The following is a 23,227-nucleotide window of genomic DNA, read 5'->3' as shown; positions in this document are numbered from 1 at the left end:
ACAGGGTCGCTTTTGGCAAATTTTGCCGCAGCGATCAATTGATAAACCTGTGTTTGCGGGGCAGATATGCAGCTTGCCCTGCGGGGATGCATTTTTGCGCGCATCTTTGACTTCTCGGCGATTCTAAGTACTCAACCTGTTTCTTTTCGCGCGGACCGGCTTTACAAGCCGACAGGTAAGTTGACCCGTGAAAGTTTTTCAAAACATGAATGCCTCCGCCGACCCTCAGTCCTATGTGCTGATTTCGCCGTGCCGGAATGAGGCAGCCTATATGCGCCGCACGCTCGACAGTGTGGTGGCCCAGACGGTGACGCCTGCGGCCTGGGTGATTGTCGATGACGGCTCCACCGATGAGACCCCGCAGATCCTGGCGGAATATGCCGCGCGCCACGACTGGATCCGGATCGTGCAGAAATCCGACCGGGGGCACCGCGCCGTCGGGCCCGGTGTGATCGAGGCGTTTTACGCGGGCTATGCCACCATCGATCCGGGCGATTTCGCCTATTCCTGCAAGCTCGACCTCGATCTCGATCTGCCGCCGCGCTATTTCGAGATCCTGATGCAGCGGATGCAGGAAAACCCGCGCATCGGCACCTGTTCGGGCAAACCCTACGTGCGCGAGGGCGGCCAGCTGATCTCCGAGCGACGCGGCGACGAGATGTCCGTGGGCATGACCAAGTTCTACCGGCAGGCCTGTTTCGACGCCATTGGCGGCTATGTGCATGAGGTGATGTGGGATGCCATTGATTGCCACAAGGCGCGGTCGATGGGCTGGATTGCGGTCAGCTGGGACGCGCCGGAGCTGCGCTTTGAACACCTGCGGCCTATGGGGTCGAGCCAGACCTCGATCTATACCGGGCGTCGCCGACACGGGTTCGGGCAGTATTTCATGGGGTCCGATCCGCTGTTTTATCTGGCCACCTGTGTCTTTCGCATGCGCGAGCGGCCCTTCGTGCTGGGCGGTCTGGCGATGCTGCAGGGCTATCTGGGCGCCTGGCTGCGCGGGGAGCGGCAGTATGAGGATGCCGAGCTGCGCGCCTTCATCCGCGCCTATCAGCGCCGGGCGCTGCGAGTGGGCAAGGCCCGCGCGGTGGCCGAGATCGATGCGGAAAATGCGGGCCTGTTTCAGGCCAATAGCGCGCAAATGGTTGCGGGAGGCCCCTCATGAGGTTGCCTGATTTTGTGGTCATCGGCGCGGCCAAGGCCGGCACCACCAGCCTGCATGCGCTTTTGGACCGGCACCCGGATATCTTCATGCCGCGGGTCAAGGAGCCGGAGTTCTTCGCCCGTGATGACCGCTATGCGGCAGGGGTTGAGGCTTACGCGCAGGGCTTTGCCGAGGCGCGCGCGGATCAGACCGTGGGGGAGGCTTCGACGATCTATTCGCTGAGCCCGCTTTTCGGCCAGACCGCGGCGCGGATGAACGCGCATCTGCCGCAGGCCAAGCTGATCTATGTGATGCGCGACCCGGTGGCCCGCGCCTATTCCTACTACGTGCAGATCCTCAAGAACTATCAGAACGTGACCGGCGACCGGGCGGTGCATCGGCGCTTCGAGGAATTCGTGTTGCCCGAGCCGCACGCCCGGGCCGCCCCCCGCGAAAAGGCGTTTTCAAAAGCCAATGCGCATTTGCCCGATGTGCCGGAACTGTGTCTTGCAGGCAGCGAGTACGTGCAGCAGATCATGGCCTATCGCGCGCATTTCGACGCCGACCGCTTCCTGTTCCTGAAGTTCGAGGATTTCGTAACCGACCGGGCCGGGGTGGTGCGCCAGGTGACGGATTTCCTGGGGCTGTCCCCGCTGGCCGATGCGGTCTTTGAAGAGGCTTCCGTGACCAGAAACGTCTCTAAAGCGCATTTTAATGCGCTCGAAGAGACGGTCACGCTGGACGGCATGCGCAAACGGGCAGGCCCGCTCTGGGCGCTGCGCCAGGCCGTGCCCACCCCGTTGCGCGAGATGCTGCGCCGTCAGGCCGTGCGTCGCAGCCCGGCCCCCACGGCACATATCCCGCCGCCGATGCAGGACGAGACCCGCGCCCTGCTGCGCACCCGTTTTGCCGCCCAGATCCCGGAGCTGGAACGGCTGACCGGTCTGACCTTCGCGGAGTGGGATTTGTGAGCACGCAGGGGCATAAACCCAAAAGACCGGTGATCTCCTGGCTGCGCACGCGGCTGAAACGCAGCCGTCTTTATGCGCGCTGGCTGCTGAACGAGGTGCCGAAGAACCCGCGCTATGAGCTTTATGCCCGCCGTCAGGGCACGCTGGACCGCCGCGCGTTCATCGCCGACCGGGCGGGCGGAGCCGAGGCGGTACGCCGTAGTCTGGCACCGTTTCACAAGGCGGATATTCCGAAGATCATCTGGATCTACTGGCAACAGGGCGAGGCCGAGGCGCCTTTCGTGGTGCGCCGCTGCATTGCGCGCTGGCGGCAGATGAACCCCGGCTGGGAGGTGCGGGTGCTGGATGCGCAGAACGTCTCCGAGCATCTCGACATGTCCGATTACCACGACGGGCTGCCGCCGCGGTTCTTTGCCAACCTGCTGCGGATGCGGCTGATGCGGACCCATGGCGGCGTCTGGACGGATGCCACCGTCTACTGTCACCGCCCGCTGGATGACTGGCTGGCGCCGCTGCTGGTCACCGGGTTTTTCGTCTTCCGCACCCCCGGGGCCGGGCGCTGGTTTGCCTCGTGGTTTCTGGTCTCCGAGCGGGATCACCTGCTGCCGACCCTCTGGGAGCAGGGCTACGCGCCCTTCGTCAAATCCCTCACCTATGTGCCGGATCTCTATTTCTCGCTCTCCTATATGTTCCAGTGGCAGATCAAACGGCATCCGCAGGCGCTGGCCCTCTGGCGGCAATCCCCGGCGATGCCCTCGACGCCGACCTTCTTCATGATGGAAGCGTTGCGCGGCACCCTCCCGGTGGCCCGCCTGCACGAGATGCTGGAGAGCGGCACCCCGGTCAGCAAGCTGACCTGGAAAGAGATTGTCGATGAAGCGGCCTTCGAGGCGCTTTGTGCCGAGATTGACGCAGAGCCTGCTGCGTCCGGTTCCGCCTGAGCGCGCGCCGATGGTTTTCCGCACAGACGCCCCGCCCACCGCCGCTGCCCGCGATTATCCGCTGGAGACCATGCGGGCGGTCGCGGTGTTCCTGCTGGTCGCCTATCACGCCATCGGGTCGGGGCCGATGAGCGGGCTGGAGCTGGATTATCCGCATCCCTTGCGGCTCTTTGCGGATTTCCTGATCGATCTGCGCATGCCGTTTTTTGCCTTCATCGCGGGCTACGTCTACGGGCTGCGGCCCATTGCGCTGGGGGATTACGGCAGTTTCATCACCGGCAAATTCCGCCGTCTCTATATCCCCGGGGCCATCGCGGCGACCCTGATGATGATCATGGCGGGCCTTTTTGAATCAGGCTCCGCCCGCACCTGGGCGGATTTCTGGCAGGTCTATTTCTTTCCCTACGCGCATTACTGGTTTTTGCAGGCGATCCTGCTGATCTTCGTGTTTTTCGGCGCGCTGGATATGGCGCTGCGCGGGCGGTTTACCACGGTTTTGCTGGTGCTTTCCGTGGTGCCCTATCTCTTTGCCGGGTTCATTCCGAGCAATGTGATGTCGATCAATGCGGCGATCTACCTGCTGCCCTTCTTCCTGCTGGGGGTGGTGTTTATCCGGCATCTGCCCCGGATCGCGCAGGCAGCCCCCTGGCTGACCGGCCTGTCGGTGCTGGTGGTGATTGTCGCCACGGCCACCAACCTTTCGTTGCTGCGCGCCAGTGGCGAGCTGTCGCTGCAACGCTATGACGTGCAAAGCCTCGCGATGGGGCTGGCGGTCTGCATGCTGGCCATGCTCACCCTGCCGCGGGTGGCCCGGTTCGAGGCGCTGGGGCCCTATGCTTTCACGATCTATCTCTACCATGTCTTTGGCACGGCGGGCGCGCGCGACGCGCTGCAGGCGTTTGGCATCACTGCGGTGACCCCGATTTTCCTGACCAGTATTGTCTGCGGCATTGCCCTGCCGGTGGTGTTGCACCGGCTGTCGGAGCGCTGGGGGCTGACCCGCCGCTATATTCTGGGCAAGAAGCGCTAGGCGTTAGCCTGCGGGTTTGCGGATTTCCTCATACAGCGCCAGCGCGTTGCGGCGGTGGTCGAACTTGGCTTGCGCCGTTTTGCGCGCAGCCTGACCCATCGCGGTACGGAGGCCCGGATCGGTGGCCAGCCGACGGGCGGCCTCCGTGATCGCCGCCACATCCTTTTGCGGCACCAGAAAGCCATCCTGCCCATCGGTGATCATATCGCCGGTGCCGCCGATGATCGAACAAATGGGTGGCACCCCGCAGGACATCGCCTCCATCACCGCCACCGGGGCGGCTTCGCCCTTGTTGATGCTGGTGAGCGCCAGCGCGTCCGAGGATTGCAACAGCTCCAGCACCACCGCCTCATCGACCGACCCCAGCAGGGTGACGTGATCACCCAGGCCCAGTTTGGCGATTTCCGTCTCTATTGCGGCCTGTTCGGGGCCGTCACCGGCGATGCGGTAATGCACATCGATGCCCTCTGCGCGCAGTTCTGCCATGGCGCGCAGGAAATACCGGTGCCCTTTCATATTGTTGAGCCGGGCCACGGTCACCACTTCAAAACGGCCCTCGGGCCGGGTCTTGCGTTGTGCCGGGTCGGGTTTGAACGTCTCCGTATCCACGCCCATCCAGATCACCGGATAGGGCTGCGTTTCGCTGATCTCGTCGCGCAGGGAGCGTTGCAAGGGCGCGGTCACGGCGCTGACAAAGGTGGCGCGGGCCATCTTGGCTTTGTGATCGGTGCCATAGACCGGCAGATCGCCATGCAGGGTCAGGCTGTAGGTCAACCCGGTGAGGATATGGGCCATGGCCCCCAGATGCGCGGCATTGGCGCAGGAATGGATATGCACATGGGCGATGCCCCTTTCTGCGCAAAGGGCCGCCAGATCGGCCGCCGAGGGGATCAGCGCCAGGAATTTCAGACGGGTCGCCAGCGGGGTTTCCCCCAAGCCCAGAATATAGCGCATCATCGCCAGCAGCCGCCCCGGGTGCCGTGCCAGCAAGGCCAGCGCCGCCCCCATGTCGGGCGGAAAGAGGTACCGCGTGCGGTTGCGTGCCGCCTCGGCAAAGGCATGCGGGCAGGCCCCGGCGGGCGGGCGCCGGGTCGAGAGCAGCGTGACCGGCACGCCCGCCTCTTCGATGGCGCCCATCTCGCGCCAGAAAAACGCATGGGTCTGGGCCGGGAATTCCGGGACCATATATCCGATTGGCGCAGGGGGGGTGTCGCTCACGTGTTATCCTGTCTCATGAAGGGGGCGCGGGCAGCAGGTCTGACAGCCCCTCGCGGTGCAGCCTGTCGGCCAGGGCCTCGTAATTGGTGATCATTTCGCGCGGGTCGGCGGGCAGGATTTTCTTCATGCCGCCTGCGACCGGGGTCGGGGCCGGGGGCACGCCGATCCAGTCGAACACCCGGTCGGCCAGCGGCTGATGCGCGGATTGGTCCTGCAGGTCGGTCTCGTAAGACACGGTCATATGGTCAAACCCGCTCAGGCAATGGCGTTCATACTCCAGTAGCAGGGCGCTCCATTTCAACCGGGCGATGAAATCATCCAGATCCAGCTGCACCGGGGCGGCGGCCTGCGCGATTTTCTCACCATGCTCCCAGCCCGGGTTGCGCTGGCCTGCGGCACTCTCGTCGCGCTGGTGGTAGATGCGCCGGGTCTGGGCGATGTCGAGCGAGAAGGTCTGGGCAAAGGTGTCGCGCTCCAAATGGATGAAGCGAAAGCCGCTGTCTGCGAGCCCCTGCAGAAAGCCCACGGGATCCCGGAACCGCTGCACCTGGATCATCTGATAGGACAGCAGCTTGGCCCCGTAAGCGGCCTGCGGGGTCTTCTGCGCCAGCCGGTTGAGAAAACGCTGCGGAAAGAGCACCCGGCGCGACAGGATCTCGCGCCCGCAATGCACCTGCGGGTGGTCATTCAGCAGCCGGGTCAGCAGGGTGGAGCCCGACCGCGCGCGCCCGATGATCAGGAATTTATGCACATGTCGGTTGGCCGGTTTGATCAGGCTGGCCCCCAGCACCCGCAGTTCCGTCCAGAACCCGCGCGGCGAGACGCGGGCGGGATGCCACAGACCGGCGATATAACGCGTATCCACGGGCGGGTGGGTCAGCGTGCGCGAAATGATATCGGTCATGCCTGCGGTCGTATCCTCGTTGCGCCTGCCCCCGCCTCCCCTATAGCGGCAGGCAGGGGCGGGCGGCAATATGGGCGGCGCAAAACCATATCCGGGGTTTGCTGCCCCGCAGCAATCTGCGTAAAAGAACTGCGGTGGGGACCGCAGATCAGAGGACGCACGGCACGGGATGATCAACGCCAGAGCCAAAGACATTATTCTGGGCACCCTGTCCCCGGCGCTGTTGCAGCATGTGCTGCCACGGGTGGCGGCGGGCAAATCCCCCTTTTTGCCGTCGATCTGTGCACGGGAGGCGATTTTCATCCATGTGCCCAAGGCCGCAGGCTCCAGCATCAAGGTGGAGGTCTACGGCTCTGCCAAGGCGGCGGGCGGGCACCGCCGCATTGCCGAATATGCCGCTTACGACATGAAACGCACGGCTGCGTTTTTCAAATTCGCTTTCGTGCGCAACCCCTGGGACCGGCTGCTCTCGGCCTATTCCTATCTCAGCCAGGGCACCGGCACGACCTTTCGCGACAATCAGTTTGCCCGCCAGTTTCTGGCCGATACCGGTGATTTCGACGGCTTCGTGCGCAAGCTCGAAGACCCCAGGGCGCGGCGGCAGATCCTCTATTACGACCACTTCAGGCCGCAGAGCCATTGGATCTGCATGCCGGGCGCGCGGACCCATGCGATGGATTTCCTGGGCCGGTTCGAGACGATGGAAGACGATATGGCGCAGCTGCGCGCCCGGCTGGGACTGGAGGCGGGCGCGCCTGTCAAAGCGCGCCCGTCACAGCATCTGCCCTACCGCGAGGCCTATAGCGCCCGCGCGCGCCAGACGGTGGCGGAGCTTTATGCGCGGGATGTGGCCCTGTTGGACTACAGCTTCTAGGGCGAAACCGATTGCGCCTTAATTCACGATCAACCGCACCGTGGTGCCGGTCACCGCCACATTGGTGGGCTGGCTGGCAAAGGCGCCGGTGATCGTGTCGGCCTCGATCAGGGTATAGGTGCCGGGGGGCAGGTTGGTTTCATCCACCACCAGTGTCCCGCCCAGGGTCACCGTTGAGGTGATGGCAGGATCCGCCAGACCGTGCAGGCCGGAGGTGAAGCTCCGGATCTTCGGCAGGATGACTTTGGGCACCGAGATGATTTTGGCGATGTTGGAGCGGTTCGTGGCGCTGTTGAACCCCAGCGGGCGGCCAAACCAGCGCATCCCCTCGATCACCTCGCCATTGACCGGCACGCCCGAGAGGGGCCGGATGTGGAAATACATCTCGTCGTCATCGCTCAGCGTCTCGATATGCTCGATCACGCCGGTGAAGCCAGAGGTCAGACCGGTCACGGTGTCCCCCAGAAAGGGTTCGCCGCTGCCCTTGGCAAATTCTCCGTCATCGCGGGTCACCCGCATGCGGTACACATGTTCGAAGGTGGTGATGGCCCCGGCGCCAAGCGTCAAAGACGCAGCCCCGCCGGTGCCGTCGAAGCCGACACGCACCTGACCGCTCAGGGTCAGATCGCCGTTCATTTCGAATGTGTCCCCTGCATCGATCCCAAACAGCACCTCGGAGGTGCCGGAGGCGCGCAGATCACCATTGAAGGTGAGCGCCCCGGTATTGGCCAAACGCGCGCCCATGCCGACGTTCATGTCGACGCCGAAGTGTACCGCGCCGCCCTCCATGAAAAGCTGGCCCGCGCCATCGAGGGTGATCTCGCCGCCATCCAGAATGTCGCCGGTCAGGTCGAGCCTACCGCCGCAATGGGTCAGCGCGCCGCCGCCCAGGGACAGATCCACCAGCGGATGATCCGGCGTGTCGAAGTTGTTCACGTGATAGCCGTTGAGGTCCACGCTGTCGCCCGCGACGATGCCGGGCAGGGTGAAGGTGGACCAGTCGAGGCGAATGTCCCAGCGGGTGCCGGGTGTTTCCCCGGTAAAGAAGGGCTCGAACACCATGGTCTGGGCGTCGGTGCGGGTCGGTTTGGCGCGGTCGGTCTGCGCCAGGAACCAGGCATTGATGTCCATCGCCTGCACCCAGGGCTCATCCAGCGCGCGCAGGTTGGCAATCAGATCGTTGCGATGCGACCCGGTGACCGATTTCCACTGGTCGTTATAGGCCTCGATCGTGGTGGCATCGAGGGTGGCCGTATCCAGCCCGTCGATGTTCTCATCGGGGTTGTCCGTCCATTTGTAGACCAGCAGATCGTTGAGGAACATCGAACCGCCGTTGAAGTTATAGGCGCCATCCGGCTGCACCGAGGGCCAGGCCCGGTCCACCGCAAAGACCGGCGGCTCTCCTTTATGCATGAGCAGGCAGTTGCGCAGGGAAATATGCCAGGACTGGCTGCGGATGCCCAGGGAGGCGTTCATGTAGTCGATGTCTTCACGCTTGGCCCCGGCCCAGGTGAAGGTGCTGTCCAGGAAATAGGCGTGGTTGCCGTTATACCCCTTGATGTCATCGCCGTTCTTGCCCGGGCCCACCGACATCTGCTGGTTGGAGCCCATCGAGAAGTTATCGTACCAGAGCCCGCCCGAGCGCATCTGGTAGACGGTTAGCGACCCGCGGCTGTAGCCGGAGCGCCGCACGGTGATGTCGGCATTGCCGCCGTCGATATAGAGGCAATGCGAGAACTGGTTGACCGGGTAGGGTTTGGTGATGTCGGCGGCGTAGTCATAATCGGGTGCCCAGCCGATCAGATCCTGAAAGCTGTCCTCGATCAGCACGCCGTTGAAGCCCGACAGGTAGGTGCCGACCTCATGGGGTGCTTTCACGTCCCAGATCGCCGGGTTCTTGTTGTTGGGGTCCGGGGTGCGGGGATAGATGTCATAGCAGGTGTAGCGCCGCCCGGTGACGAATTTCTGCGTCACCTTGCCGGTGACAAAGGCAGGCTGGCGGGCAAAATCGACATCTTCAAAGAGATAGAACTGCTTGCCCGGTTCCTTCACCGGGCTGAGGATGCGGAATTTACCCTGGAGGATGCAGTTGTCATAAGACGGCAGGTTGGTCAGCGTGGCGACCTCGTCGCCGCCATAGGTGCCGATCCGCATCGGGTGAATGGGGCTCAGGCCGCGCATTTCACGCCCGCCGCCGCCGCTCCAGGCGGTGAAGCGCTCTCCGGCCTTGAAGAGCAGCTGCCAGCAGCCGGGTCCTTCCTGCTCGGCCAGGATCCGCCAGACCAGTTTGGCGGGCTCTTCCTGAATGGCAAGCTCGGGGATTTCGCCGTATTTCAGCACACCATTGGCCTGCGGAATATCCGTGCCGACCGCAGCAACCTGATCCTTCAGCTTCTGCGCGGTCATGTTTTCGCCTTCGCGCGTTTCGATATCGGCAATGCTCAGACCGGAGGTGGAGACATGCATGTCCCGGCGGTTGATCGGTACCGGTTCCCAGATCACCTTGTCCTGGGCGTCCTTGGGCAGCATGTAATGCCGCCCCTTGCCCCAGCCAAAGCGCTCCTTGCCCTGTTGCGGCTTGAACAGGAACGTCTTGGGGACAGAGCCGCCGCCAGTGGTGTCGTTATATTCCAGCGTCAGTTCATCCGCGGTCTGCACATCCGTCAGATCGACCCCCAGCAGGCCATCGGAGCGCACATGGTAGCGCCCGAGAGGGGGGGCGGAGGTGATCTCGAAACTTTCCGGGTTATCCGGCAGGGCCACCGTATTCTGGCGCAGGGTCAGGAGGTCTTCGGCGCCGTCCGGCGGGGTGGCATAGTCTTTGACCGTGAGCGCCCCAATCGTGGGGGCAGACCCCACGGGGAATCCTTTGATAACAGCTGACATGAAGTTTCCTTAATAGACGCAGACGGCAACAGCCGCGTTGTGGGCACTTGAGGAGGCAGAATTGAAGGTGACCGTCCGGGGGGTTTCCAGCGTGTCCGACAGATGGGTGCCAAGCATGAACCCCCCGTCTCCTCGGAAGGTGCTGTCGGCCGCTGTCAACCGGGTCGCCCCGGTGAAGCTGCCCGAGAGGTTGCCGCTTTCATTTGCCGCCGCGGCAATGACCATGCCGGCATCGGGAACGCCAAGGCTGATGTCGAGGGTCTGATCGGTCTGCGCTTCATCGGAGGCGGTGGTGAATTCACCGAGATAGTTTTCGATATGGCAGATCTTGAGCTGGCAATTGTCGACATCGGCGTTGTCCTCGAAGGCGAGCACGATGTCGGGCGTTGTGTTGGCGCCACGCTGAAACCGGAAGGCGGCGACCTCGACACGGGTGCTGACCAGATCCCGGGATTTCTCCAGCAGCGTCGCGGGCACCCCGTCGACCGACATCCCGACGATCGGGGCCAGGGCTGGCGAGGTCCGGATCATCATGAAGGCATGCACATAGTCGTCCTGCGGCACCGCCGATAAATCAACCGCCGCCACGGTCAGCGTGCTCCCGCTGGCAAGCGTGGGCACGGTGACCGTGTCGATCAGGTTGAGCGACAGCGGCCCGGCCGAGACCGGGATGGGCACGGCAATGGTGGTTGCGGTGCTGATCATCGGCAGGTTGACCCCGTCATCTGCGGTGACATCAAGGGTGATGGTCTTGCCGTTCTGGGAGGGGGTCAGGATCACATCGAAGGGGTCGATCCCGGTGTGCGAGGCGATCTCGATCCCGTCGGCCTTCACCGAGGAGGTCAGCACGGTATCCTCGTTCTCGGTGGCCACCAGACCGGGGTAGATGGTCAGCACATCGCCGGCGACCAATTCGCTGGCGTCTGAGCGCGTAGCGGGCAGGACGATCTGCGAAGTGCCGGGGAAGATATAGGGGGCTGCGCCATCGGCAAAGGCGGTCACCGGCAGATCGGCATAGACGCCATCATAAATCCCGGCCCCGGTGATCTCGAGTGCGATTGTGACGCCGATATAGCCCGGAGAGATGGTCACCCGCGCATAGCGCCCGGCGGTGATGGTGACCGAATATCCCGCGGTGGCGGACTGCACGATGGTGTCGACCGTGTCAAAATCGGTGACGGTGCCGTTGCTGTCCGTCACGCGGATCACCAGCTCGACAATATCATCCGCCTGCAGCGGGGTGTCCGCGGTATAGGCCCCTGGCGGGCTGATCCCGACGATCACCAGCGCCTCGACACGGGTGATGGTGCCGCCGGGGAAATCCGTCGCATAGTTGGCCGGATTCATGATGGTCGCGAAATTTGCGACGTCGCTGACGGATTGCCCGGCCACGAGCGGCGAGAGCGCCGGGGTCACCCCAGCGCTGGCCACGGTGATGGTCGAGTTCACAATGGCATAGTTGTTGAGAACCCGTGTGACCCCGTTGGGCCGCGTGAAGGTGACATTCGTGCCCTTCAGCGCAGCAGGTAATTTCAGGATAATACCCATTTTTTATGCTCCGCTGAGGTTGAGGGCTGCCAGAACGCTGTCGCTGCTTGTGGTGGCGACATAGGCCACTGTGTAATTGGCATCCGTTGCCGTGACCGCCTGGGAGCCTGCCTCGAAGCGGTCGCCGCCCCGGTTGGTATTGCCGCTCACACCCGTCCAGGAGGCCGGGGCCCCGTCCTTATCCGTGGCAATGGCCAGGATGACGTCACCTGTTGCGGTGCTGATGGTGCTGCTCACGGTGTCGCTGTCGGTATCGTTCACAGCGGCATGGTCGGTCACCGTGGTGGCCCCGGGCACGCGGTAGACCGCGAGCATACTGCGGGCGGGGGCAACATTGCTTTCCAGCGCAATGGTCATGGTGGGGGAGGCCGGGGCCGTCAGTTCACACCAGCAGGCACAGACATTGGTGCTTGTGGCCGCGTCATTGGCGGTTTCATCGCGTGGTGCAACCAGCGGCCCGCCATTCAGGCGCACGCCGTTGATCTGTCGGGCATTGTTGGTGTGCTGGGCCAGGCAGCCAATGTAGAGCGTGTCGCCGGGCTGAATGCCGGAACCGCTGAAATCAAAGGTATTGGAGGCATCGCCGCTGCCGTTATAGGCGCTGCCCAGGAAGTCATGGGACAGTCCGGACGCCGGAATTTGGGTGGCGCCGGAGGTGGTCGTGACGGCCGGGTTTACCCCGTCATCCGCCGTGACCTGCAGCGTGAGGGCCGTGCCGATGTCCGCTGCAGTAATTGCGTGTGTCGGGCCGGTTGCCCCGGCAATGGCAACCCCGTCGCGCATGAACTGATGGGTCAGGGTGAGCGCGCCGGTGTCGGAGACCCAGAGCCCTTCGTTTGCGCGCAGCACATCCGCTTCTTCCAGATCCGCTGCCAGCCCGTCGAAATTGATCTTCTGGGTGCCGGTGATCGGGTTCGTTGCCCGCAGGTAGCCTGCGGTAAACGTGTAATCATCGTTGTAATGGATGTTATCCCCGGTGAACCCCGATAGGGTGAAGGTGATGTTGACGGCATCGTCGACCAGGTCGTTGATGTCCAGCCCCAGCTCATTGGTTGCCGTCGTCACATCGCGGTAGAGATACTCAACCGTTGTGAGGCCGCTGCTGAAGGTCTGGCTATTGCCGTCGCTGTCGGTGACCCGCAGGGAAAACCCGGCTGTTTCACCTTCCGCCAGCGGGGCATCTGCTGCGGTGGCGCTGCCCAGAAAGGTGACGTCTACACTGGCGATAGGGCCGATGTTGGAGGAGAAGTTCGCCGCAGAGATCATCGTGGCATAGCCCACCATGTCTGCTGTGGACTGACCTTCATAAAGCCGCGATACGGCTGGCACGAGCCCTCCGGTCGCAACGGTGATGGCAGGAGTAGGGCGCGGCGGCCCTGCGCTGATCATGCCGCCTGCCTGCGAAGCCCCTTGGCCGAGGGCGATGCCAACTCCGATCATCAGTACATCGCCACAATGCCAGTGGCGTCAGTGCCGGTCGCGTGGATGCGTTTGGCCCGCACCGGAAAGGCGATGCCCGCTGCGATATAGAGCGTCTGGGTGTCATCATTGGTGGTGGTGACCCGCACGTTCCCTGCGGTGGCGACATTGAGGCTCCGGCTGGCAAAGGCCAGATCGGTATTGTCATCGGGTATGACGGCGTCCAGGCATGCTGGCGGACTGTTGAGACCTTCTGAGAAACTGGAGAATTTATCAGCCATGGGAGATGTCCTTTCTGGTGTCCGGTTGCATGTGCGCCGCCCGGAGTATCGGTGGTGAACTTGATCTGATTGGAGAAACGGGGAGGGTGCTTTCTGCATGAGGCATGCCGCCAGCGCCGTGGTGGCGCCGGGCATCAGCGGATGAAACCGCTTCTGTTGCTGTCAGAAAATCACCGTTCTGCATGGGTGCCCCCTTCCGGAGAGGGCAAAGTGTTATAAATTCGTTACCATTGCTGATATGCACCGCGCGGTACCATTGCTGCGCTGCCGCTTATTGCGTATTTTGCGGGCGAAGGACGATGATCGGCGGATTTTTTACCGTCTGTGGCCAGATCCCCGATTTGGACACATTTTTTTGTAGATTACTGGGTAGGGTAATGGTTTAGCGGCCTGACCCGGATGAGGTGAAAGAGTAATGATGCGTTGGTCCGATATGTGCCAGGAGGATGCCGTGGTGGTGAACGTCGAGGCGCGCGACGTCCTTTTGACCGATCTGGAAGCGCGGTTGCGGGCGGCGCAGGGCTTCAGTGTGGCCACGCTCAACCTCGATCATGTCACCAAGCTGCGCAGCCTGCCCAGCTTTCGCAAAGCCTATCAACGTCAGACCCATGTGACCGCGGACGGCAATCCGATTGTCTGGTTTTCGCGGATCGCAGGCCAGCAGGTGTCGCTGGTGCCCGGTTCCGAACTGGTCGATCCGCTGGCCGGGATTGCCGCGCGCTGCGGGGTGCCCATTGCCCTTTTGGGGTCCACCGAAAGCTCGCTGGAAGCCGCAGCACAGTCTTTGCGCAGGCGCTATCCGGACCTGCAGGTGGCCGCCCGGATCGCCCCGCAAATGGGGTTCGATCCGACAGGCCCTGAGGCCGAAGAACATATCGCGGCGCTTGCCGCCTCCGGGGCGGGCTTGTGTTTTCTGGCGCTGGGGGCACCAAAACAGGAGATCTTTGCCGCACATGCCGCGCAGCAGTTGCCGCAGATGGGGTTTGTCTCCATCGGGGCGGGGCTCGATTTCATCTCCGGCCAGCAGGTGCGCGCGCCCCGGCTGGTGCGGGCGCTGGCGGCAGAATGGCTCTGGCGTCTGGCCTCGAACCCGCGGCGTCTGGCGCGCCGCTACGGCGCCTGCATCGCCATCCTGCCCCGCCTGTTGCACCGGTCCCTCAGAATCCGGCTCAAGGGAGGTCAGAAACCTGTCTGATGATGTGCAATATCTGTCATAAAACGCCACCCGGCCCCTGTGCCCGCCTGACGGCGCGCCAGCTTTTGCAGGTCTGACGCGATGTTGCCCCCCCATCTGGTGATCTACTGCTGGCCGATTGTCGCCCTGATCCTGTTCAAACGGCTGAGCCTGCCTTTGGCCATCTGTTGGTCGATCATTGCAGGTTATCTACTGCTGCCCTTCGGCCCGCGGCTGGACCTGCCGCTCTTGCCGCAGTTCGACAAACATTCCATACCCGTCCTTGCGGTGACGCTCTTTGTGCTGCTGCGGGTATCGCGCGACGCTGTCTCCGGCACCCGGGGGCAACAGGTGGCCGCCTCGCCAGTGTTGACCGGCTGGCTGCCGCGCCATCCCGCGGGACGGTTGCTGTTTTTCTGCCTGGTTCTGAGCACGGTGATGACCGTGGTGACAAATGGCGACAGGCTGGTTTATGGCTCGCTCGCGATCCCCGGGCTGCGCACCTACGATATTTTTTCCAATCTGATGACGCTGGTCATCACCTTGCTGCCTTTGCTCGTGGCCCGCAAATGCCTGGCCACGGATGACGCCCACAAGGACCTGCTGATGGTGCTGGCCCTCGCCGGGTTCGCCTATGCCTTCCTGGTGCTTTACGAGGTGCGGATGTCGCCGCAGTTGAACAATATCGTCTACGGGTACTACCCCGCCTCCTGGCGCCAGAACATTCGCGGTGACGGGTTCCGGCCGCTGGTCTTTATCCGGCACGGGCTCTGGTTGAGCATCTTCATGGCCTGCGCGCTGATGGCGGCCATCGCCTATATGCGGGTCTCCGCGCCAGAGAAGAAACCCAGGCTCTGGGCCATGATCATCTGGGTCGCCCTGGCCCTGCTCTTGTCAAAGAGCATGACCTCCCTGATCATCGTCACTTTTCTGGCGCCAGTGATTTTGATTTTCACGGCGCGGATGCAGGTGCTGGTGGCGGCCATCATTGCCATCACCGTGCTGCTTTATCCGATGTTGCGCGGCAGCGGGCTGGTCCCCACCGATCAGGTGGTTCAGGTGATCGAAAAGATCAATCCGCAGCGGGCGAACTCGCTGCAATTCCGTTTCAACAACGAGGATATCCTGCTGGAGAAGGCCAATGACCGGCCGCTCTTTGGCTGGGGCGGCTGGGGCCGCTTCCGGGTCTACGATTCCCGCGGCCGGGACGTCAGCACCACCGATGGCCGCTGGACCATCAGCATCGGCGGGGAGGGGTGGTTTGGATACCTCAGTCGCTTTGGCCTGCTGACCATCCCCATCGTGCTGATGATGTTGCGACGACAAAAATACGAGATATCCCGGGCCACCTCGGCGCTCTGTCTGATTTTGGCGGGCAATCTGGTCGATCTCATTCCGAATGCGGGGCTGACAAATATCACCTGGCTGATTGCGGGGGCGCTGCTGGGGCGGCTGGAACAGGAGGCGGTGCTGCATTCGCGCACAACGTCACAACCTGTCGCACAGGTCTTTGAACGGATCCGGCAATACAGCAGGCCCCGCCCGGAGAAACACCGGCCCCCCCCGAATGTGACGCCGCTGAGGGGAAAATCGGGATACGCCCGCGGGTCCTCGAACCGCCGCACGTCCAGAGGCTCGGAAAGCTGACATGCCCTACGACATCGTTGTGTCTATCATCAACTTCCGCACCGCGGATCTGACCCTGCAATGTGTGGCCTCGGTGCTGGCGGATATGGGGGAGATCAACGGCCATGTGGTTGTTGTAGATAACCTCTCGGGCGATGGCTCTGCCGAGATGATTGCCGATTGGATCGCGGCCCAGCCGACAGGCACGCCCGTCAGCCTGGTGCTGTCGCAGACGAATTCCGGCTTTTCAGGGGGCCACAATCAGGGCATCGCCGCCGCCGAGGCGGATTTCTATCTGGTGCTCAATTCCGATGCGGTTTTGCGGCCCGGCTTTCTGGGCAATATCCTGGCGGCAGCGAAGGCAGATCCCCAGGCGGGGTTTTTTGCGCCGCGCATCGAATATGACGATGGCGGCGTGCAGGACAGCTGCTTCCGCTTTCCCGGTCCTTTGAGCGAATTCATCCGCAGTGCCCGCACCGGTTTCGTCACCCGGATGTTCAAGACCCATGAGGTCTCGCTTGGGCCGGACCCGGATCCGGCGCAGATCGAATGGGCCAGCTTTGCCTGCATCCTGCTGCGCGGCGAGATGGTGCGCGCGCTTGGGCCCATGGATGAGGGGTATTTCCTCTATTACGAAGATGTCGAATATTGCCTGCGGGCGCATCGGGCGGGCTGGCGCGTGGCGCATGTGCCGCAAGCGGTTGCGGTGCATTTCCGCGGCGGCTCCGGCCCGGTCAAGACGCTGGCCAAGGAACGCGCGCGCCTGCCGCGCTATTTCTACAGCTCGCGCACGCGGTTTCTCTATCAGGCGCATGGGCGCAGTGGCCTGATCGCGGCCAATCTGCTGTGGTATGCAGGCCGCAGCATCAAGCACCTGACCCGGCTGGTGGGCAAACGCGTGGCCCCGATGGCCGCCTCTGAAGGGCGCGACATCTGGATCAACGCCGGCAATCCGCTGGGCCCGCGCTACGCCCCATGGGAGATGTGATGACAGCGGGGCAGGAGCCGGATTTTCTGATCATCGGGGCGATGAAATCAGGGACCACGACGCTGCAGGCGCAGTTGGCCGCCCAGGCGGGCATCTTCATGACCACGCCGAAGGAGCCGAATTATTTCTCCGATGACGATGTCTTTGCCAAAGGCCCCGAGTGGTATCAGGCGCTTTTTGACGCTGCCGCCCCGGGCGATCTGACAGGCGAGGCCAGCACCCATTACACCAAGCTGCCCACCTATCCGCAGACCGTGGCGCGGCTGGCTGACATGGTGCCTGCGCCCAAGCTGATCTATGTGATCCGCGATCCGGTGGCGCGGGCGGTCTCGCATTACATCCACGAATGGAGCGAGGGGCGGATGGGCGACGATCCGGTTGCCGCCTTTGCCGACCACCCCGAACTTGTGGCCTATAGCCATTATCCGATGCAACTGGCCCCCTTCATCGAGCGCTTTGGGCTGGACGCGATCCTGCTGACCAGTCTGGAAGAGCTGACAAGCGATCCGGATGGCGTTTTGGCCCGTATAGGGCCACATATCGGCAGCAGCACCCCGCTCATTTGGGACCATGGGTTGGGCGCGCAGAATGTCTCATCCGAGCGGTTCCGACGCCTGCCGCTGCACCGCCTGCTGGTGGCTAACCCGGTGGCCCGCGCGCTACGGCGCGGATTGGTGCCCCCCGCTCTGCGGGCAAAGATCCGCAAAGCCCGCACCCATGGCGACCGTCCTGAATTGCCGCAAAGCCTGCGCCGGGAACTGGAACAGCGGTTTGCCCCGGATCGCACTGCCTTGGCGGCGTTGTTTCCGGATCATCCCGCGCTGCCGCTGGCCTACGGGTTCGTGCCGCAATGACGGTCTCGCGGGCCGGGGCGGTGGTGATTGGGCGCAACGAAGGCGCGCGGCTGATCCGCTGTCTGGCAGCGCTGAAGGGGCGGGCCGCGCCGATCATCTATGTGGATTCCGGCTCGGACGACGGCTCGGTGGCCGCAGCAGAGGAGGCCGGGGCCGAGGTGGTCTTGCTGGATACCGATCACCCCTTTACCGCGGCGCGCGCCCGCAACGCCGGGCTTGCCGCCCTGCTGGAGCGGCCAGATCCGCCCGATTTGGTGCAGTTCATCGATGGTGATTGTGAAATGCGCGACGGCTGGATGGCACAGGCGTTGGGTTTTCTCGACGCGCACCCGGAGGTGGCGGTGGTCTGTGGTCGCAGGCGCGAACGGTTTCCCGAAGCCTCGCTTTATAACCGGCTGACGGATCACGAATGGGACACGGGCGTGGGTGCGGCCCGCGCCTGCGGTGGCGATGCGCTGATGCGGGTAGCCGCTGTCGAGGCAGTGGGCCGCTACAACCCTGACCTCATTGCGGGCGAGGAACCGGAGCTCTGCGTGCGCCTGCGCCAAGCGGGCTGGAAAATCTGGCGGCTCGACGCGGAGATGACCTGGCATGACGCCGCGCTGACCCGCTTTGGCCAGTGGTGGAAACGCACCCGCCGGGCCGGGCACGCCTTTGCCGAGGGGGCCGCATTGCATGGGGCCGCGCCGGAACGCCATAACGTGGCTCAGACCCGGCGCGCGCTGATCTGGGGCGCAGGCCTGCCGCTTATCGTGTTGATCGGTCTTTTCATCACGCCTTTGGCGTTATTGCTCACACTGCTCTGGCCGCTGAAAATCCTGCGCCTGATGCGGCGCGGCATCGATGGGCCGCGCGCGTTTTTCCTGACGCTGGGCAATATCCCCGAAGCTCTGGGCGTGCTGGAATATGGGTTGAAACGGCTGACCGGCCAGAAAAGCCGCCTGATCGAGTATAAATAGAGCCTGATAAGGGGGGTTACCCCATCAGTTTCACGATCTCATCCCAATGCAGCCAGCAGGCCAGCCCGTTGACGATGAACCCGGTGGTCATGAAAAACCCATCCGCCTTGGCATCCCAGGCATTGTATTTGCGCACGTAATAGATGCGCAGCGGATTGGTCAGCAGGATCGCGATCGGCGGCGCCAGCATGACGCCGAAGATGCCGAACCAGGTGGCACCCGCGAACATCAGCACGGTCTGCAAGACGGCCGTGGAACAGTTCAGCGTGAAGAAGTTTTTGGAATCGCCCGCTGCCAGCAGCACCGCGCCATAGGTCTTGATCACCAGCTGCGGCACCATCGTCAGGCTCAAGAGCACCACCACCGGCCCCGCCAGCGCATAGCGATCATCATACATCAGATCGATGAGGGCGATGCCGCCATAGCCAAAGACCGCCGTCAGCAGCAGCCCCCCCGCCATCACCATGCGCCGCGCCTTGAAAACCTTGGCCCGGTTTTCTGGGCTCTCGGCGATGGGTTTGAGCCGGTAGAGCGGGAAAACGATGCGCCCGTTGATCACCCCCATCAGCACCAGCGGCAGAGACCCCAGGAAATAGCCGATGTTATAGACCCCCAGCTCCGCCAACGAGATGTAGCCCCCCAGAATGGCCTTGTCGCCCTGGGAAATCATGAAGGTGACGGCGGTGCTGAGAAAGATGAACTTGCCGAAATGAAAGAGATCGCTGACCGCCGATCTGTCCCAGCGCAGCCGGTTGCGGATGCCCGGCATCACCAGCCCCTGCACGATGACCGTGACCACGGAGCCGATCAGGCTGCCGAAGACCAGTGCCCAAACCGATTCCAGCCAGAGCGCCAGCAACACCATGGCGACAACGCCGAAGGCCTGGGTGCCGAGATCAATGGCGGTGGTGCGGCCCAGGTGCATGTGCCGGCCCGCGGTGGCGACATTGGTGGTGGTGAACCCCGCGATCAGCGTGCCCAGACCCACCACCGGCAGGAGCTGCGCCAGCATCGGCTCATCATAAAGATTGGCCACCGGCAGGGCGATGGCGCAGGTCAAAAGCCACAGGATCACCCCGCGAATGATCTGCAGCGTCCAGGCGGTGTTGAGAAAATCCGGGTCATCGCCGCGCGGGTTCTGCATGATCGAGGTGCGGATGCCGGTGTCAGAAAACATCCGCAGCCCGGTGATGAAAACCTGCACCAGCGCCATCATCCCGAAGGCTTCAGGGAAAAGGATCCGTGTCAGGATGAGGTTGGAGGCCAGCCGCAGCGCGTTGGTGCCGCCAAAGGACAGCATCGTCAGCATCGTGCCCCGGAGCGATCTGGATTTCAGATCTCCCCCGGATATCAGAGACTGCACAAGGCGTTTCACGTCATCTGTCCCCGTCGCGCGCGTGGGGGGCCGGACGGATATCCTCGCCCGCGGCCCCCGCAAAAAGGGTGGCCAGCCGTGCGGCCTCGATGCGGATGTCGAAATCGGTCACGACCTTTGCCCGCCCATGTTGCCCCATGGCGGCGCGCAGCTCGGGGTCACCCACCAATGTGCGGATGCGGTCGGCGAGTGTCTCTGCATCGCCGGGCGGGACGAGAAAGCCGCTTTGCCCCTCTTCGACCAGCTCGCCCACGCCTGCAACCTGCGTGGCAATCACCGGTTTTTCGCTGGCCAGCGCTTCCATCAGCACCACCGGCACGCCTTCGGCAAAGCTGGGCAGCACGAAGATATCGCAGGCCTGCAGCGCTTGGGCCACTTCTGTCTGTGACAGGTAACCGGTGAATGTGACGCGATCCCCCAAGGGTGCGGCGGCGGCCTCGAGCCGTGCGCGGTCCGGCCCGTCGCCCACCAGCACCAGCCGCAGATTAGGCAGATCGGAAAGCTCCGTCAGGGCGGCCAGCAGCACCCGCAGCCCCTTGACCGGCGCCAGCCGCCCGACAAAGAGCAACCGGATTTCATCCGGGCTGCGGGGCGGCAGGGCGGGACCAGCGGCTGTTTCATAGAGCGCGGGCGTCACCCCGCAATGGATAATGCGGATCTTGTCCCAATGGGCGGGATCGGAGAAAAACATCAGCTGGCTGCGGGCAAAATGGCTGATGGTAGAGACGAATTTCGCCCGGGCGGTCTTGGCGTCCAGCCGCCAGCGGGTGGGTTCAAAGAGGTCCGCAGGCCCGTGCAGGGTGAAGCTGTAGGGAATGCCGGTGAGCTCCGAGGTCAGCATCGCCACCGTGGCGCTGCCAAAGACGAAGTGATTGTGCAGATGGGTGACCTTTTCGGCTTCGAGATGCCGGGCGAGGATCGTGGCCTCGATGAAGAAAATCAGCTGGTAAGCCCGTGCCTTGATCCCCGGCGCGCCACTGCGCAGCGCCAGCATCAGCGTGGCAAAGTAACGCCCCGGACGGGTGATCAGATAGGCCTGTGCCGCCAGCAGCCGTGCTGGGTTGCGTGCCACTTCCAGCACATGAAACGTGGTCGCGGCGGCTTCCTTTTCCGCCGGGCCGGGGTGCTGTTCGGGCGGGGTGCGGCGGATCGAACAGGTCAGCACTTCGGCCCCCAGATCGCGCAACGCCTCCACCTCGCGCAGGATGAAGGTCAGCGAAACCTCCGGATATTGACCGGTCAGATAGGCAATGCGGGGGAGTTTCGACGGCGAAGACATGAGGCTCCGGGGCTATTTCAGGGTGCGCAGTTTGGACAGCACGCCCTGCAGGGCGCGGGTCATCGGGGCGGGTCTGGTCCAGGCGGTGTAATCGGGGCCAGCGGCTTTTGTGCGCGCGGGCAGGGGCAGCGGATCAAAGCGGGTTTTCAACACCTGGCTGGCGCCATCGGGCCCGGCACTCTGAATGGCCAGGGTCAGTTCGGTCAGGTGCAGGGTGAAATCGGGCGCGGGGAAATGCGCGCGGTCCATGGCGATGGCCTCCACCAGTTCCGCCAGCCCGATGCATTTGTCCTGCTGGCCCAGCTGCGCCCGACGCAGGCGTTTCAGCCAGTCCTTCGGCGAGAAGGGCGATCCCGTCTCGCGCACGATGCGGGTCGATCCCGGGGCGGGGCTTTCCGCCAGCGGTACCCGGCGCCCGCCTACGGAAAACAGGCTCTGCAACAGGGAATTATTGCGGATGCTGCGGGCATTGCGCGCCTTCAGCGTAAAGGGCGTGAACCCTTCGAGGTACACCGGGCAATGATAATCGCGATAGGTATCGGCGCTGACCACGCCCTTGTTGCCGATGATCCGCATCCGGTGATCGGTCGGCGCGGCAATCGAGCAGGTGATGCGCCCCACCACCCCGCTTTCGAAATCCAGCGCGGCGATGGAGAAATCCGGCGTGCCCGCGGGATTGAGCGGCTCATCCGTCTTGTCGGGCAGGGTGGCTTTGGAAAAGGCGGTGACCGCGCGCACCGGTCCGAAGATCGCGCACATCCAGGTCAGGTGATAGCCCACATGTTCCCAGGTGCAGCCCATCTCGTATTCATGTAAGTAAGGCCAGGGCGCGCCGGAGCGTGACCGCCAGCTTGCCGGCGCCAGCAGATAGACCGGGTTGTCGTCGAACTCCGCATAGACCATGCGCACATCGCCAACCGCGCCGTCCTCCACCGCTTTCCACAGGGTCTGGACCGTTGGGCTGAGCGCATTGGAGGGCGCGCAGGAGAGCCGCAGCCCTTTTTCATGGGCCAGATCGGCCAAGGCCTGCGCCTCTGCCATATCGGTGACAAAGGGTTTTTCGGAATAGACGTGCTTGCCCGCCTCAAGTGCGGCCCGTGTGACCGCCCCATGCGATTCAATCGAGGTGAAATTGGCCACGATACCGATGTCATCATCCGCCAGCAGGGCGCTGGCATCCTCATAGACGTGCAGACCATAATAATCCCCCACCTGCCGGGCGCGGTCCATGTTGCGATCCGCCACGCCGGCGATCTCCAGCCCAGGATGCTGGGGCAGGGTGGTCATATAGTGATCGAACACATAGCCACATCCGATGACGCCGATCTTCATGAGGTGCCCTCGCCGGACCAGCCCGCACGGGCTGTGTCGATCATCGCCATGATCTCAACGCTTTCGGCAAGGCTCATGCGCGGATCCTCGGTGCGCCCTGCGGCCACCGCCTGCATCACGGCGCGGGCTTGGTAGTGATAGCCGTTGCCGGAGAACGGGGCGCCGAGGCGCTCTCCACGCCGCCGCAGCGCCGCCAGTCCTCGCGACAGCCGCAGACCCATGGCGCTCTCGCGCAGCCCCTCGAGCCGCCGTGGCCCTTTCGGGCCGGTGACCGCGGGCCCGACATGCGTGCGATAGAGCACGGCCCCGGTGGGGCGATAGGCCGGGCCAGCGATCCGCAGTGTCGCTTTCGTGCCGTAGATCGCAGCCCCGTCGATCCCGCCCGCGCGCAGGCTGGCGCGTAAGGTGGAGAGCGCACCAC

The 23,227-nt window shown here is 63.6% G+C and carries 20 protein-coding genes; 10 read left to right on the top strand and 10 right to left on the bottom strand.

The genetic code is table 11. The annotated features are described in order from the left end of the window. The first annotated feature begins 187 nt into the window (after nucleotides 1–187). Genes Q1A20_RS22160 through Q1A20_RS22145 form a run of 4 tightly spaced genes read left to right on the top strand, consistent with a single transcriptional unit; the run spans nucleotide 188 to nucleotide 4,089 of the window. Entirely contained in the window at nucleotides 188–1,168 is a 981-nt protein-coding gene (locus Q1A20_RS22160) for a glycosyltransferase family 2 protein (protein WP_299918766.1), read from the top strand. After that, nucleotides 1,165–2,118, top strand: a complete 954-nt coding sequence (locus Q1A20_RS22155; protein WP_299410213.1) for a sulfotransferase domain-containing protein — start codon at nucleotides 1,165–1,167, stop codon at nucleotides 2,116–2,118. The genes Q1A20_RS22160 and Q1A20_RS22155 overlap by 4 nt, the downstream gene beginning before the upstream one ends. After that, nucleotides 2,115–3,059, top strand: a complete 945-nt coding sequence (locus Q1A20_RS22150) for a capsular polysaccharide synthesis protein (protein WP_299410215.1) — start codon at nucleotides 2,115–2,117, stop codon at nucleotides 3,057–3,059. The genes Q1A20_RS22155 and Q1A20_RS22150 overlap by 4 nt, the downstream gene beginning before the upstream one ends. Further along, entirely contained in the window at nucleotides 2,992–4,089 is a 1,098-nt protein-coding gene (locus tag Q1A20_RS22145) for an acyltransferase (RefSeq protein WP_299410216.1), read from the top strand. Before Q1A20_RS22150 ends, Q1A20_RS22145 begins: the two co-directional genes overlap by 68 nt. Before the next feature lie 3 nt (nucleotides 4,090–4,092). Here Q1A20_RS22145 and epsE read toward each other — a convergent pair whose 3' ends face one another. Together epsE and Q1A20_RS22135 are read right to left on the bottom strand one after the other, a co-directional pair. After that, nucleotides 4,093–5,307: an exopolysaccharide biosynthesis GT4 family glycosyltransferase EpsE gene (gene epsE, locus Q1A20_RS22140; RefSeq protein ID WP_299410218.1), complete on the bottom strand. Its 1,215-nt coding sequence runs from the start codon at nucleotides 5,305–5,307 to the stop codon at nucleotides 4,093–4,095. Between the two features lie 13 nt (nucleotides 5,308–5,320). Then, the gene (locus Q1A20_RS22135) at nucleotides 5,321–6,211 is read right to left on the bottom strand and encodes a sulfotransferase (protein WP_299410219.1); all 891 of its coding nucleotides are present in this window, start codon (nucleotides 6,209–6,211) and stop codon (nucleotides 5,321–5,323) included. A gap of 169 nt (nucleotides 6,212–6,380) precedes the next feature. Between Q1A20_RS22135 and Q1A20_RS22130 the strand changes: the two genes are divergently transcribed. Continuing rightward, the gene (locus Q1A20_RS22130; protein ID WP_299410221.1) at nucleotides 6,381–7,085 is read left to right on the top strand and encodes a sulfotransferase family protein; all 705 of its coding nucleotides are present in this window, start codon (nucleotides 6,381–6,383) and stop codon (nucleotides 7,083–7,085) included. An 18-nt stretch (nucleotides 7,086–7,103) separates the two neighbouring features. Here Q1A20_RS22130 and Q1A20_RS22125 read toward each other — a convergent pair whose 3' ends face one another. The 4 genes from Q1A20_RS22125 to Q1A20_RS22110 are packed head-to-tail and all read right to left on the bottom strand — an operon-like array spanning nucleotide 7,104 to nucleotide 13,219. Further along, complete coding sequence (locus Q1A20_RS22125; RefSeq protein WP_299918763.1) at nucleotides 7,104–9,971, bottom strand: hypothetical protein; 2,868 nt, start codon at nucleotides 9,969–9,971, stop codon at nucleotides 7,104–7,106. 9 nt (nucleotides 9,972–9,980) lie between these two features. Next, entirely contained in the window at nucleotides 9,981–11,519 is a 1,539-nt protein-coding gene (locus tag Q1A20_RS22120) for a hypothetical protein (protein ID WP_299410224.1), read from the bottom strand. A 3-nt stretch (nucleotides 11,520–11,522) separates the two neighbouring features. Further along, on the bottom strand, nucleotides 11,523–12,959 hold the full coding sequence (locus Q1A20_RS22115; RefSeq protein ID WP_299410225.1) for a hypothetical protein: 1,437 nt from the start codon (nucleotides 12,957–12,959) through the stop codon (nucleotides 11,523–11,525). Next, nucleotides 12,959–13,219: a hypothetical protein gene (locus Q1A20_RS22110; RefSeq protein WP_298976346.1), complete on the bottom strand. Its 261-nt coding sequence runs from the start codon at nucleotides 13,217–13,219 to the stop codon at nucleotides 12,959–12,961. Before Q1A20_RS22110 ends, Q1A20_RS22115 begins: the two co-directional genes overlap by 1 nt. A gap of 415 nt (nucleotides 13,220–13,634) precedes the next feature. On the opposite strand from Q1A20_RS22110, the gene Q1A20_RS22105 reads away from it, so the two are divergent. The 5 genes from Q1A20_RS22105 (at nucleotide 13,635) to Q1A20_RS22085 (ending at nucleotide 18,820) form a co-directional block, all read left to right on the top strand. Further along, the gene (locus tag Q1A20_RS22105; RefSeq protein ID WP_299410227.1) at nucleotides 13,635–14,414 is read left to right on the top strand and encodes a WecB/TagA/CpsF family glycosyltransferase; all 780 of its coding nucleotides are present in this window, start codon (nucleotides 13,635–13,637) and stop codon (nucleotides 14,412–14,414) included. 81 nt (nucleotides 14,415–14,495) lie between these two features. Further along, entirely contained in the window at nucleotides 14,496–16,040 is a 1,545-nt protein-coding gene (locus Q1A20_RS22100; protein ID WP_299918760.1) for a hypothetical protein, read from the top strand. A gap of 1 nt (nucleotide 16,041) precedes the next feature. Beyond that, the gene (locus Q1A20_RS22095; protein ID WP_299918758.1) at nucleotides 16,042–17,007 is read left to right on the top strand and encodes a glycosyltransferase family 2 protein; all 966 of its coding nucleotides are present in this window, start codon (nucleotides 16,042–16,044) and stop codon (nucleotides 17,005–17,007) included. Next, nucleotides 17,007–17,861, top strand: a complete 855-nt coding sequence (locus tag Q1A20_RS22090; protein WP_299918756.1) for a sulfotransferase — start codon at nucleotides 17,007–17,009, stop codon at nucleotides 17,859–17,861. The genes Q1A20_RS22095 and Q1A20_RS22090 overlap by 1 nt, the downstream gene beginning before the upstream one ends. Beyond that, the gene (locus Q1A20_RS22085) at nucleotides 17,858–18,820 is read left to right on the top strand and encodes a glycosyltransferase (RefSeq protein WP_299918754.1); all 963 of its coding nucleotides are present in this window, start codon (nucleotides 17,858–17,860) and stop codon (nucleotides 18,818–18,820) included. Before Q1A20_RS22090 ends, Q1A20_RS22085 begins: the two co-directional genes overlap by 4 nt. Before the next feature lie 16 nt (nucleotides 18,821–18,836). Here the strand turns inward: Q1A20_RS22085 and Q1A20_RS22080 are convergent, their stop codons facing one another. The 4 genes from Q1A20_RS22080 to Q1A20_RS22065 form a co-directional block, all read right to left on the bottom strand. Continuing rightward, on the bottom strand, nucleotides 18,837–20,195 hold the full coding sequence (locus tag Q1A20_RS22080) for an oligosaccharide flippase family protein (RefSeq protein WP_299918752.1): 1,359 nt from the start codon (nucleotides 20,193–20,195) through the stop codon (nucleotides 18,837–18,839). A 1-nt stretch (nucleotide 20,196) separates the two neighbouring features. Beyond that, a complete protein-coding gene (locus tag Q1A20_RS22075; protein ID WP_299410236.1) occupies nucleotides 20,197–21,474 on the bottom strand; it encodes a glycosyltransferase family 4 protein in 1,278 nt (425 codons plus the stop codon). Between the two features lie 12 nt (nucleotides 21,475–21,486). Further along, nucleotides 21,487–22,806, bottom strand: coding sequence for a Gfo/Idh/MocA family oxidoreductase (locus Q1A20_RS22070; protein WP_299410238.1), 1,320 nt, complete (start codon nucleotides 22,804–22,806; stop codon nucleotides 21,487–21,489). Then, nucleotides 22,803–23,227, bottom strand: a 425-nt coding sequence (locus tag Q1A20_RS22065) for a hypothetical protein (protein ID WP_299918750.1), incomplete at its 5' end; no start/stop codon positions are given. The genes Q1A20_RS22070 and Q1A20_RS22065, both read right to left, overlap by 4 nt.

Origin of the sequence: uncultured Roseobacter sp. (assembly GCF_947501835.1) — a bacterium.
In the GTDB taxonomy this organism is placed as follows: Bacteria; Pseudomonadota; Alphaproteobacteria; order Rhodobacterales; family Rhodobacteraceae; genus Roseobacter.
Note: the sequence above shows the minus strand (reverse complement) of the source record. Positions and strands in the feature narration are given on the sequence as shown.